The 11,894-nt window shown below is 43.9% G+C and carries 12 protein-coding genes; 4 read left to right on the forward strand and 8 right to left on the reverse strand.

The window, feature by feature from the left end; all coding sequences use genetic code 11:
- Positions 1 to 10: 10 nt before the first annotated feature.
- From P7J36_RS00785 to P7J36_RS00795, 3 genes are read right to left on the reverse strand one after another with little or no spacing between them, the layout of a single operon-like run.
- Positions 11 to 637 carry a nitroreductase family protein gene (locus tag P7J36_RS00785; RefSeq protein ID WP_408550821.1) on the reverse strand — a complete coding sequence of 209 codons (627 nt, stop codon included), beginning with the start codon at positions 635 to 637 and terminating at the stop codon, positions 11 to 13.
- Between the two features lie 16 nt (positions 638 to 653).
- Positions 654 to 1,997, reverse strand: a complete 1,344-nt coding sequence (locus P7J36_RS00790) for a dihydrolipoyl dehydrogenase family protein (protein WP_408550820.1) — start codon at positions 1,995 to 1,997, stop codon at positions 654 to 656.
- Positions 1,997 to 2,689 (reverse strand): type 1 glutamine amidotransferase domain-containing protein, encoded by a 693-nt coding sequence (locus P7J36_RS00795; RefSeq protein WP_408550819.1) that lies wholly within the window; start codon positions 2,687 to 2,689, stop codon positions 1,997 to 1,999. The genes P7J36_RS00790 and P7J36_RS00795 overlap by 1 nt, the downstream gene beginning before the upstream one ends.
- 135 nt (positions 2,690 to 2,824) lie before the next feature.
- On the opposite strand from P7J36_RS00795, the gene P7J36_RS00800 reads away from it, so the two are divergent.
- On the forward strand, positions 2,825 to 3,262 hold the full coding sequence (locus P7J36_RS00800; RefSeq protein WP_408550818.1) for a MarR family winged helix-turn-helix transcriptional regulator: 438 nt from the start codon (positions 2,825 to 2,827) through the stop codon (positions 3,260 to 3,262).
- A gap of 125 nt (positions 3,263 to 3,387) precedes the next feature.
- Here P7J36_RS00800 and P7J36_RS00805 read toward each other — a convergent pair whose 3' ends face one another.
- From P7J36_RS00805 to argR, 3 genes are all read right to left on the reverse strand, one after another.
- Positions 3,388 to 3,783, reverse strand: coding sequence for a hypothetical protein (locus tag P7J36_RS00805; protein ID WP_029186006.1), 396 nt, complete (start codon positions 3,781 to 3,783; stop codon positions 3,388 to 3,390).
- 145 nt (positions 3,784 to 3,928) lie between these two features.
- Entirely contained in the window at positions 3,929 to 6,469 is a 2,541-nt protein-coding gene (gene mutS / locus P7J36_RS00810) for a DNA mismatch repair protein MutS (protein WP_408550817.1), read from the reverse strand.
- Between the two features lie 14 nt (positions 6,470 to 6,483).
- The gene (gene argR / locus P7J36_RS00815) at positions 6,484 to 6,924 is read right to left on the reverse strand and encodes an arginine repressor (RefSeq protein WP_202105943.1); all 441 of its coding nucleotides are present in this window, start codon (positions 6,922 to 6,924) and stop codon (positions 6,484 to 6,486) included.
- A gap of 106 nt (positions 6,925 to 7,030) precedes the next feature.
- Between argR and argS the strand changes: the two genes are divergently transcribed.
- Positions 7,031 to 8,719 (forward strand): arginine--tRNA ligase, encoded by a 1,689-nt coding sequence (argS, locus tag P7J36_RS00820; protein WP_408550816.1) that lies wholly within the window; start codon positions 7,031 to 7,033, stop codon positions 8,717 to 8,719.
- 508 nt (positions 8,720 to 9,227) lie between these two features.
- A complete protein-coding gene (locus P7J36_RS00825; RefSeq protein ID WP_408550815.1) occupies positions 9,228 to 10,652 on the forward strand; it encodes an SH3 domain-containing protein in 1,425 nt (474 codons plus the stop codon).
- 48 nt (positions 10,653 to 10,700) lie between these two features.
- Here P7J36_RS00825 and P7J36_RS00830 read toward each other — a convergent pair whose 3' ends face one another.
- Complete coding sequence (locus tag P7J36_RS00830; protein WP_408550814.1) at positions 10,701 to 11,222, reverse strand: ABC transporter permease; 522 nt, start codon at positions 11,220 to 11,222, stop codon at positions 10,701 to 10,703.
- 128 nt (positions 11,223 to 11,350) lie between these two features.
- Here P7J36_RS00830 and P7J36_RS00835 point away from each other — a divergent pair, with 128 nt between their 5' ends.
- Positions 11,351 to 11,545: a hypothetical protein gene (locus P7J36_RS00835; protein ID WP_408550813.1), complete on the forward strand. Its 195-nt coding sequence runs from the start codon at positions 11,351 to 11,353 to the stop codon at positions 11,543 to 11,545.
- A 37-nt stretch (positions 11,546 to 11,582) separates the two neighbouring features.
- On the opposite strand, the gene P7J36_RS00840 is transcribed toward P7J36_RS00835, so the two are convergent.
- Positions 11,583 to 11,882, reverse strand: a complete 300-nt coding sequence (locus P7J36_RS00840; RefSeq protein ID WP_408550812.1) for a hypothetical protein — start codon at positions 11,880 to 11,882, stop codon at positions 11,583 to 11,585.
- Positions 11,883 to 11,894: the final 12 nt, after the last annotated feature.

The following is an 11,894-nucleotide window of genomic DNA, read 5'->3' on the forward strand; positions in this document are numbered from 1 at the left end:
ACTGACAGAATTATTTAAAGACTGTTTTCTTTTCTGCCTCTATACGAACAGAGTCAAAGCCTGGTTCCTTGGCTTTCCCAATTGAAACCATCAACACAGGAATATCTCTCTCTGGATCCAAGTCAAAGGTTGCTGCCATCTCCTCAGGGTCAAACCCTGACATAGGATTAGTATCGTAGCCGTGAGAACGAGCTACCAACATCAACTGCATAGCAGCTAGACTAGCATCCATTTTCACGACTTCTCTCATCGTGGCTGGCGACAAGGCATCATACATGTTCTTAATAGCTGGCACCTGATAATCTCGTACTTCTTGAGGTATCTTGCCTTCAGTCACAGCACGATCGTAGATAGCTTCTGTGTGTTCCTGCGGCTGCATATCTGCAAAGATTAAAACGACAGCTGAAGCAGTGTCTACTTGCTTGGTGTTAAAACGTACCATAGGACGCAACTTGGCCTTAGCAGCCTCGCTTTCCACAACTACAAACCGCCAAGGCTGTAAATTGACAGAAGATGGAGCTGTGATTGCTTTGTTCAGCATGTCGAGCATTTCTTTCTGGTCGATTGTCACCGTTTCATCATAAACTTTGACCGAACGGCGACCAAACATAATCTCATTAAAATCATTCGTTTGCATACTGATTTATCCCCCCTTACGATAGTGCTGTTATGACATTAGAAAGTAGGGCGTAGGTCGTTGCAGGAAAGGCAAAAATCATACGATTTAAGTCTTTTGCGGTTAACTTCTGATTGAGAATCAAAGTCAGCAAGTTTACCATCTCTCCTGCTTCATGTCCCAACAAAGCTGCCCCTTTCAAGGTTTTATCCTTACCAACAATCAGCGTAAAACGAGCCTCCGCTTCTAACTTCGTTTGGAATTTCAATCGTTGACCAAAGGGAACCTCGATAATCTGATATTGTTCCGGATTGGCCTCGGCTTCTGCCACAGTGACACCGACTTGTGCCAGACGCGGCAGAGTGAAAACAACGTTTGGAACTACTGGATAGTCAATTGGATCTGGATTTCCCAAAATGTGCTCTGCAATGTAGCTAGACTCAAAGCTGGCAGTCGGTGTTAAGCGAGGAATGGTTTTTGAAACCACATCTCCAGATGCGTAGATATTGGATAGAGATGTCTGCATAAACTCATTTACCTTGATACCTGTTCGGTCAAAATCCACTCCCACAGTTTCCAAGCCAAGACCTTCTACGTTTGACACGCGGCCTGTCGCATCAATAATCGTATCTGTTTCGATTTCTAATCCTTGAGCCGTCTTGACAAGAAGGCCACTTGCAGTTTTTTCAGCGGAAGAAACCGCTTGATTAAAATGGAAGTTAACACCATCAGCTGTCATTTTTTCAACCACAGTGGCTACCATTTTTTCAGGATAAGCTGCCAATGCCCGATCGGCAAACTCGATGATATGGACTTCTGAACCCAGCAGTGATGCCATTGTCGCAAATTCTAGTGAAATAATCCCAGCACCGATAAAGACCAGTCTCTCAGGCAGATGGTCCATATCAAGAAAGGCACGGCTATCTTGGAACCATTCATTACCAGAAACATTGAGGCGTGCTGGACGTTGACCTGTTCCGATGACGACATAGTCTGTCGAAATTTCCTTGTCATCAACCAAGACAGTATGAGCATCTTTTAACTGTCCGTGACCTTTTAAGACGTAAATCGATAGATGGGCAAACATGCCTTCTAGCATAGGAGAGTAGGTCGGGATTTCCTCTTTTTTGTAAGCCATGAGCTTCTCCCAAGAAATCTCACCTGTTTTGGCAATCCCTGCCTTTTCATACCGAGCCAAGCCGTCCATAAATTCAAACGGACTTTCTAGCAAGAACTTAGCGTTACAACCATAGTTTGTACAGGTTCCAGCTATAATATCTTTTTCGACAATGGCAACTTTTTTACCTGCCTTGGCCAAGTCAACAGCAGCATGCCAGTTAGCATGACCAGAGCCGATAAAAGTAACATCGTATTGGTACATTATTTCTCTCCTTCTTTTGCTAACACAGCAACGACCATCTGACCCAGGGCACGAGCAGATTGAGGATTTTGACCTGTCAAGACACGACTATCTTGGCGAACTACCGGTGTAAAGGCTGTTCCAATCTCAACCTTAGCTCCTTTTTCAAGAAGAGCAGTTTCCGTTAAAAATGGTACTAAATCGGTAGTCCCGTTTAGTTCTTCTTCTTGATTGGTAAAACCAGTAATAGCTTTCCCTTCAATCAAGGCCTGACCTGCCTCATCTTTAATAGGCAAGAGTCCTGCCACACCGTGACAAACTGCTGTTACAAGGCCTCCATTTTGGTAAATCTGGCTGGCCAGCTCTGCTATTTCCATTGACTGTGGAAAATCCCACATAACCCCATGACCACCTGTGTAGAAAATCACATCGTAGTCAGCTGCCTTAACCTGATCTGGTCGAAGCGTTTGACCCAGGGCACGATTGCGAAAATCAGCGTCCGTGTAGTAAGTGCGGTCCACAGCATCCATCATGGTCAGGCTATGTGGATCCAATGGTATGTAACCACCCTTTGGACTAACAAAATCCGCCTCATATCCTGCCTTGACCAACTCATCATAAAACTGAGTCAATTCACTGAGCCAAAGGCCTGTAAGTCGCTCATGCTCACCATACTGTTGGACATTTGTTAAGACAATCAATACTTTTTTCATTTTTTCACCTTTTATTTAATCGCGTGCGATTATTTTTTGATATGTGTATAGTCTATGCTTATTCATTTGATTTGTCAAGACAAAAGAATTTTGATAAGATATTTTTATCGCAAACGATTAGAAAGACGAGAAACCATGTCCGATTATCATTTTTCAAAACAGCTCTGCCATTCCTTCTACCAAGTCAATAAACTCTTTAATCAATTTTACTTGAAAAATCTCAAGGAATTTGACTTGACCTATACCCAATATCTCGTACTGGTTGTTCTGTGGGAAAACTCTCCCCTATCCCTCAAGGAAATTGGTAAAAAGCTAGACCTTTCCAGCAACACCTTGACCCCTCTTGTCAAACGCCTAGAAGAAAAAGGCTTTATCCGCCGCATGATTCCTAAGGAAGATAAGCGACAACTCCTCATCTACCTTACCGAAGAGGGTCAAAAACTCCAAGTAAGCCTTGAAGATAAACTGCTTTCTTGTTTTCGTCAACTTGACGGCTTGACCATGGAAAAAAAACAAGCCTATATCCAGTCTAATCAAGAGCTCATCAACAGCTTACAAGACTATTTAAACTGATAGCCAATCCACTCCTGCTTTTTTACAGAAGCAGTTTTTTTATCGCAAAAAAGCCAGAACAGCTGTCCTGACTTAGTCTGTTATATCAACATTTTTTATGCGAGGAACTAGAAACCTCTGGAGCTTTACTCTTCAAACTCATCTAACCCATCAAAGGCTCCGCTTGCCTTCAACTGCTCCAAATCTTCTAAGGACAGACTGGCATCCGACCTATCAACTGCCCGTGTGACTTCTTCATAGTAGCGACGAGCCATCTTTTCAATAAAATCACGAGGATAAGGGTAACGATTGGTCGCAACCCACTCTTCCAACCAAGTTGTCAACTCATTAAGAGGTTTGTCCTGTTGGAAGAGAAAATACTGCATGATGTCGCTAGTCTGCTCATCATCCAAACCCAGATGATACACATACCAGCTGATTGGGGCAAATTGCGGATTTTGCCTTTCTAGTTCAGCATATATATCCAAAACCAATTGCTCCAATTGAAACAGTTTCACACGCAGGTCCTGATTATGTTGCATAGCCAGTCATCTCCCATTCTTTATGTTTATCTTTCATCAGTATAGCCTATGTACATCAAAAACAACAAGATATTTTCAAAAGACATCTCCAATCGTTCGTTTTTTGACCAAAAAAGCCAGAACAGCTGTCCTGACTTTCATTACCTTATATTTTTTTCTTCAATTCTGCCACCCTCATCATGACTTCCATCGGGGTCATATTGTAGATGTCCAGTTTTGCCAGTTCATCGAGGACTGGGTGAGAAGGCGTGTCTGCAAAGAGGTCGATTTGACCAGACGGCTCTTCTACAACTGTCGGAACTGGGTGTGTTGGTGCAGTAGGGGCTTGGTTTTCAAGCGTCTGCAAAATCCTATCCGCCCGCTCCAATAGCTCCTCTGGCATTCCAGCAATCTTAGCCACATGAATCCCGTAGGACTTGTCAGCTGGACCTTGTGCAATCTTGTGGAGGAAAGTGACTTGGCCATCCTTCTCCAAGGTCGAGACATGGACATTCTCTAAGTGTTCCAAGGTCTGGCTAAGGTCTGTCAACTCATGGTAGTGGGTGGCAAAGAGAGTCTTGGCACCAATCTTGTCGTGAATGTACTCGATGATAGACTGGGCCAGAGCCATACCGTCATAGGTGGCCGTTCCCCGTCCAAGCTCGTCAAAGAGGATGAGCGACCGATCTGTCGCCAGACGGACCGCCTTATTGGCCTCCATCATTTCGACCATGAAGGTCGATTGACCGCTGACCAGGTCATCTGCTGCCCCAATACGGGTAAAAATAGCATCGAAAATCGGCAATACAGCCTGATCAGCAGGCACATAGGAACCCATCTGCGCCATGATGACGATAACCGCCAACTGTCGCATATAGGTAGACTTACCACTCATGTTTGGACCAGTAATCAATTGCATATGCGTATCGGTATTCAAGTGAATAGAGTTGGGAATGTAGGTCTGTTTGCCCATAACCTTCTCCACCACCGCATGACGACCACGGTCAATGGTCAGTTCTCTTTGATCTGTAAAGCATGGACAAACCAAATGTTGCTGCTCCGCCACAACTGCAAAGGCCTGCAAAACATCGATGGTTGCAATGGTCCGAGCCAACTTCTGCAAGCGACCGATATACTTCTCAACCTCTTGGCGAATCCGCATGAAAATCTCGTACTCCAAATTAGCAGACTTATCACGCGCCTCCAACATCTGCCCTTCGATCTTAGCCAACTCTTCCGTACCATAGCGTTCCGAGTTTTTCAAGGTCGCCTTGCGGAAGAAATGGTCTGGCACATTGCCCAGATTGGAATTGGTCACATGGAAATAGTAACCGTCTTTTTTATTGTAATCAATCTTAAGATTGTTGATACCAGACGCTTCACGCTCCTTGGCCTCAAGCTCCGCAATCCAACCCGCTCCCTCACGCATGACCAGACGGTACTGATCCAGCGTTTCATCAAAGCCCGTACGGATGATGTTTCCATCTGTGATGGTCCCTTGGGCTTCTGGGTCAATAGCAGAGCTGATCAGAGCGTGCAGTTCTGGGATTGGGTCCAATCCAGCTACCAGATTGCCTAGAGCTGGCTCATTGATTTGTTGCAAGATATTCTTGATTGCTGGGATATTTCCCAAAGTCTGGGAGAGCTGCAAGAGATCCTTGGGCATGGTTTTTCCAAAAGACACCCGACTAGCCAAACGTTCGATGTCATAGACACCTTTTAAAGCCTCGACCAAGTCACTCCGTTCAAAGAAGTAATCCAGAAAAACCTGAACGACAGCCTGACGATTCTCAATCCGCTTAAGGTCAATCAAGGGACGATCAATCCATGTCCGCAATAGTCGCATACCCATGGCTGTCTTTGTTTCGTCTAGCAACCAGTACAAACTACCATGCTTCTTACCTGTCCGACCGTTTTCAAGCAGGTCTAGACTGGACTTGGTCGCATAGTCCATTTGCAGATAGTCCTTAATTTCATAGTGGACCACCTTCTGCAAATGACTCAAGTCCCGCATCTGTGTCCGGTGTAGGTAGCTGAGGAGTTTGCCCGCCGCAGCCTTTTCCAAGTCTGTCAGCGAATTATCAATCAGCTGAACATCCTCTATCACCTCATCTTCAAAAGACAGCAACAGGTTCATCTGGTTAGAAAAGACCTGCTCTTCTTCCTCCGACAGCGCATAGCCAATGACCAATTCCCGTGCTCGCAGGTTGCGAATCTCACCGCAAAGACTGGTAAAATCGTCTAGGCTAGTCACGAAAAACTGGCCTGTTGACACATCCATGTATGAAAGAGCAAATTGTACGCCCTGACGGTCAATGGTGACCAGGTAGTTGCTGTCAGCTCCCATTTTGGTGGAATCCATGACTGTACCCGGTGTGATGACCTGCACCACTTCCCGCTTAACCACACCGACTGCCTGCTTAGGATCCTCCATCTGCTCGGCAATCGCCACCTTGTGCCCCAGCTCAACTAATGTATCAATGTACTGCTGGGCCGCATGATAGGGAACACCAGCCATAGGAATGGGATTTTCCGCATTTTTATTCCGACAGGTCAAGGACAATTCCAAAATCTGTGCAGCCTCTACTGCATCTTCATAAAATAATTCGTAAAAGTCACCCATGCGAAACAGCAAAAAAGCATCTGGATAGTTTGCTTTGATATCCAGATACTGCTGCATGCCTGGAGAAATTTTATCTGTTGCCATTCTTTCTCTCAATTCTAATTCAAGTAATAATTTATTTCAGCCTCAACCTGTTTGGCGGCCTCTTCATCTCGACATATAACCAATAAGGTATCTGCGCCTGCCAAGGTTCCTAAAATCGACTTTGGCTTTTCAGCATCGATAATATTGGCCATCAAGGCTGCCTCACCGAGTTCCGAATGGAGAACTAGGATGAAACTAGCCCTGTCGACTTTATATGCATATTGTGCCAATAGTTGGATAAAGTTAACTCCGTCTTCCTCCACTGCCAAAGAATAAAAGGAATGCCCATTTTCATGAATTTTTATCACGCCTAATTCACGCAAGTCCCGTGACAATGTGGTCTGGGTCACCACTACTCCTTGAGCCTCCAATGCCTGCTGAATATCTGTTTGACGTCCAATCTTTTCCTGACGAATCATGGCCCGAATCAAATCATGTCGTCCTGTTTTATTCATCATTTTACCTCAGAATGTATATTTATAGAAATATTATAACACTTTTCCCCGCTATTAGCCTAGAAATGTGATAAAATAGAATCAATAACGTTGGAGGAAATCCTATATGAATCAAAAACAAATGATTGCAGAAAGACTAGCTGCTATCCTTCCGAGTTTGGAAGTGGAAGCTATCTACAATCTGCTAGAAAAACCAAAATCATCAGAAATGGGCGATATTGCCTTCCCAGCCTTCTCCTTGGCAAAAGTAGAACGCAAGGCTCCACAGGCTATCGCAGCAGACATCGTTGAAAAATTGGATACGACTGGTTTTGAAAAAGTCGTTGCAACGGGTCCTTACGTCAACTTCTTCTTGGACAAGGCTGCTATCTCCCACCAAGTTTTAACAGATGTTATTACGGAAAAAGACCAATACGGTAAACTCAACATCGGTCAAGGACGCAATGTAACCATCGACATGTCTAGTCCAAACATTGCTAAACCATTCTCAGTTGGACACTTGCGCTCAACCGTTATCGGTGATGCCCTTGCTAACATCCACGAAAAGCTTGGCTACAACCCAATCCGTATCAACCACTTGGGTGACTGGGGTAAACAGTTCGGTATGTTGATTGTTGCCTACAAACTTTGGGGTGACAAGGCTGCGGTCGAAGCAGACCCAATTTCAGAACTCCTCAAACTCTATGTGCGTATCAACGCTGAGGCGGAAGAAAAGCCTGAGTTGGACGAAGAAGCACGTCAATGGTTCAAAAAATTGGAAGATGGCGATCCAGAAGCTCACGAGCTATGGCAATGGTTCCGTGATGAAAGCTTGGTTGAATTCAATCGCATCTACGATAAGCTGGATGTAACCTTCGACAGCTATAACGGCGAAGCTTTCTACAACGATAAGATGGACGAAGGCATCCAAATCTTAGAAGAAAAAGGACTTCTTCAAGAATCTAAAGGGGCCAAAATCGTTGACCTTGAAAGCTACAATCTTCCACCAGCCCTCATCATGAAAACAGACGGTGCAACACTTTATATCACGCGCGATATGGCAACAGCTATGTACCGCAAACGCACTTACGACTTTGTGAAAAGCATCTACGTCGTTGGTCAGGAGCAAATCAACCACTTCAAACAGCTCAAGGCTGTCTTGAAAGAAATGGATTTCGACTGGAGCGACGATATGACCCATATCACCTTCGGTCTGGTTACCAAGGACAAGAAAAAGCTATCCACTCGTAAAGGAAATATCATCCTACTCGAGCCAACGCTTGACGAAGCCATTTCACGCGCCCTTACTCAAATCGAAGCCAAAAACCCTGACCTTGAAAACAAGGAAGAAGTGGCACACGCAGTTGGTGTCGGCGCTGTTAAGTTCTACGACCTTAAAACCGACCGTGACAATGGCTACGACTTCGACCTAGAAGCCATGGTTTCCTTCGAGGGCGAAACAGGTCCTTATGTACAATACGCATACGCCCGCATCCAGTCTATCCTACGCAAGGCAAACTTTGTACCAAGCGCAGAAAATGACTACAAACTGGCTGATGCAGAAAGTTGGGACATCATCAAGCACATCCAAAACTTCTCAAACGTTGTAGAACGTGCTGGTGACAAATTTGACCCATCTCTCATCGCTAAATATGCTATCAACCTAGCTCAAGCCTTCAACAAGTACTATGCACATACTCGAATCTTGGATGAAAGCCCAGAGCGTGACAGCCGTTTGGCTCTTGCCTACACAACCGGTGTCGTCCTCAAAGAAGCTCTACGTCTTCTCGGCGTAAAAGCACCTGAAAAAATGTAATTACATCCTATCCTCAATCTTACTGGTTGAGGATTTTTCGTTGCCAGCAACCAATAAATTTCAGTAAACGACTAAAAAATTTCAAAAAATATCAGACAAGTGCGAATAGATTTAGCGAGGGGGAATAAGAACCTGTATTCACAGTTCAGCACTTCCATTTAATACTCATTTAAAATCAAAAATAGCCACCTACCACTCACAGTGGATATGGAGCGTTTCGATTTTGTTATTTTTTTAGAAGAAAACAGCTACTTGAAATCCACAATCCTCAACTCAAACTTATAAATTAAGGTTTCACATGTTATAAGTAGCTTAGACTTGCTATTTTTGATTTTTATTGAGTATAAAGCTAGTTTTTCAGCTACTCATCATTCGTTTTTTTCAAAATACAGTCCGTATTCTCTCAAAACTTCCTTGATGAGCGAAAAATGATTTCTTATCTAAAAGTACTATACTTGTAAATACAGGTTCTAAGACCTCTACAAAACATTTTTTCAAAGGAGTCTGAATGACACAAAGAACACTGACAACAAACCAACCACGTTTTTCTATCCGCACCTATTCACTCGGCGCCGCCTCTGTTTTGCTAGCCTACGCCTGTCTAACAGCTGGCCCAGTGGCTACTGCCAATACGACAACCGGTACAGCTATAACCCCGGCTTCCACCCAAACAAGGACGACTAGCTCGACTGGTCAGGACATAAAAACACAAGTCAGTCAATCTACTAGCAATCAGTCTAGTACAAACCAAACAAGTACTACGACTTCCATTCAATCCACCCCATCAAGCTATCAAGAAAAGAGCCCTGCAGGCACAACTACATCGTCTACACAAGTAACCACTCCATCTTCTAGTCCAGCAAGCTCTCAACAAACGACGCCTGCTTCACAGGAAAGTCAAAGCCAGACTAAACAAACAAAGACCAACCAAAACCAAACTAATACTTCATCAGCAAGTAGCTCTGCTATTTCCCAAAAAAATACAAGCCAAAGTCAGACGCGTAACAGCCAAAGCCCTACAACAAATCAAGCAAGAGCTACAAGTACAACCACTAGCTCCCTAACCACCGGATCTATTGCACGGGGGAACGATTATCCCTACACAGCCATTGATGCTGTTGACCCCTGGAAACTCTACACTCGTCAATGTACATCCTTCGTAGCCTTCCGCCTCAGCAAAGTCAATGGATTTGAAATTCCACCTGCTTATGGTAATGCGGACGTCTGGGGAAGCAGAGCCCGTCAGGAAGGATACCGTGTCGACATGACCCCTGCAGTCGGTGCTGTAGCCTGGTGGACCTCTCCTATGCACGTGGCCTGGGTCAGTGGCATTCAAGGTGACATGGTAGAAATCGAAGAATACAACTACGGTACTCGGTATTCCTACAATCGTCGCCTTATCCATAAGAACTCTGTTAGTGGCTACATTCATTTCAAAGACCTATCTAGCTCGTCCATTACCCAAACAAAGCCAGCCACTTCTAATTCCTCTAGCTTAGCTTCAAGCGGAACTTATACCTTCACTCAACAAGCACCTATTAAAAATGAAGCCAAGCAATCCAGCCCGACTATCGATTACTACTACTCTGGAGAGACAGTTCGCTATGATAAAGTACTGACAGCAGATGGATATCAGTGGATTAGCTATCTTAGTTATTCAGGGGCTCGTCGTTATATTCCTATCAAGCAAATAACAACAACTCAAGTAGCACAGCCATCTACTCAAGCTAACAATCAGCTTCCTGCATCAGGTACTTACACCTTCCGTAGTAGAGCTAGTATCCGTAATCAACCAAGCCTATCCTCTGCCGAGGTTGCTTACTATAACGCCGGCTCATCTGTCCGCTATGACCGCATTGTCACTGCCGAAGGCAAACAATGGCTCAGCTATATCAGCTATTCCGGTGTCCGTCGTTATATTGCAATTCCATAAGAAACAAAAACTGCACGGTTCATGCTAACCGTGCAGTTTTTTAGATGATTAAATATCTGTGGAATTAATAGCAGTACTTGGCTGTTCCTTTGGCTTACGTAAATGGAAGAACACCGTCACACCAAAATAAATAGCAAATAAGACAATATTGATGATGTAGCCCCCTAACATAGTTGCTGCTGTCCCATCACGAAAGGCTGCATCTGAGTAGAGTTGAGCAACACCTTTACCTGCTAGGTAGTTATAGGTGTTCAGTAGCAAGGTTAAAAATAGATAGCCAATGTAAAGATAGGAAGCCAGCTCATTTTTCTTCATGAAGAGGAAAACAATGACTGCAATCAGTAGACCAAACATAACTATAGCTGCTATCTTCTGAATCATGCTGGTCTGGAGATTGGCTGTTTCACGCAAAACAAGAATATACTCTTCCACATTAATCCCAACAGCACCCTGCATAGCCGAACGAACCTGCTCCTCGTTAAAGGTCGAAACAAAGGCACTGAATAGCCTCAAGATACTGGCAATGCTAGATAGTATCACAAAAATATATAAATGAATTGGTCTTTTCATATAAGCACCTCCTAATTTTAGTCTTATTCTACTCCAAAAACCATGCTTTGTCAATGTGAATCTGTGAACAAGTTGAAATAAATATATTAAAATGCTATAATATAGAAAAATGGTAAGGAGGAGAAACTATGAAACATTTTAGAAAATACTACTGGCAATACTTTTATCTCTACCTACTCTTTTATTATTTTGCAAAATTATTCTTCCCTGACCTCACTAATATTTTGGCTGCTATCGGTTTCTGGAGCTTTGTTGCCGCCCTGCTCTATACCATCTACTACTGGATTAGCTACTGGCTCTATATCCGTAAGCAGAAGAAATAAGAACATCTCCTCTAAGCCTGACCTAGAGGAGATACTTTTATTTATTGGCGATATTTTGGAAAAAATCAAATTGGCGGTAGGTCAGATTTTCCGGCAAGGTCAAATCCACATCGTCCTCCACATCCGCTACCGTCAAATCCACATCCAAGGGCAGATCCTTCAACCTGTAGTGTCTGACTACCCGCCCCTCTGCACTAACAAAGTCCAGCAAATACCCATTTACCCGAACTTGATACAACATCAAGTTATCCGTCAAATTTTCAATGACCAGCATATCCATCTTTCTACGTCCAATCGTATATTCTGGAACTCTATAGTAATGAAATTTTTTATCCATGTCCAATCTCCT

Source organism: Streptococcus suis (assembly GCF_046032115.1).
Taxonomy (GTDB): Bacteria; Bacillota; Bacilli; order Lactobacillales; family Streptococcaceae; genus Streptococcus; species Streptococcus suis_AJ.

Excerpts from the sequence above, each read along its gene's own strand:
- P7J36_RS00785 (WP_408550821.1), bottom strand. The coding sequence starts at position 637 with ATGCAAACGAATGATTTTAATGAGATTATGTTTGGTCGCCGTTCGGTC.
- P7J36_RS00790 (WP_408550820.1), bottom strand. The coding sequence starts at position 1,997 with ATGTACCAATACGATGTTACTTTTATCGGCTCTGGTCATGCTAACTGG.
- P7J36_RS00795 (WP_408550819.1), bottom strand. The coding sequence starts at position 2,689 with ATGAAAAAAGTATTGATTGTCTTAACAAATGTCCAACAGTATGGTGAG.
- P7J36_RS00800 (WP_408550818.1), top strand. The coding sequence starts at position 2,825 with ATGTCCGATTATCATTTTTCAAAACAGCTCTGCCATTCCTTCTACCAA.
- P7J36_RS00805 (WP_029186006.1), bottom strand. The coding sequence starts at position 3,783 with ATGCAACATAATCAGGACCTGCGTGTGAAACTGTTTCAATTGGAGCAA.
- mutS (WP_408550817.1), bottom strand. The coding sequence starts at position 6,469 with ATGGCAACAGATAAAATTTCTCCAGGCATGCAGCAGTATCTGGATATC.
- argR (WP_202105943.1), bottom strand. The coding sequence starts at position 6,924 with ATGAATAAAACAGGACGACATGATTTGATTCGGGCCATGATTCGTCAG.
- argS (WP_408550816.1), top strand. The coding sequence starts at position 7,031 with ATGAATCAAAAACAAATGATTGCAGAAAGACTAGCTGCTATCCTTCCG.
- P7J36_RS00825 (WP_408550815.1), top strand. The coding sequence starts at position 9,228 with ATGACACAAAGAACACTGACAACAAACCAACCACGTTTTTCTATCCGC.
- P7J36_RS00830 (WP_408550814.1), bottom strand. The coding sequence starts at position 11,222 with ATGAAAAGACCAATTCATTTATATATTTTTGTGATACTATCTAGCATT.
- P7J36_RS00835 (WP_408550813.1), top strand. The coding sequence starts at position 11,351 with ATGAAACATTTTAGAAAATACTACTGGCAATACTTTTATCTCTACCTA.
- P7J36_RS00840 (WP_408550812.1), bottom strand. The coding sequence starts at position 11,882 with ATGGATAAAAAATTTCATTACTATAGAGTTCCAGAATATACGATTGGA.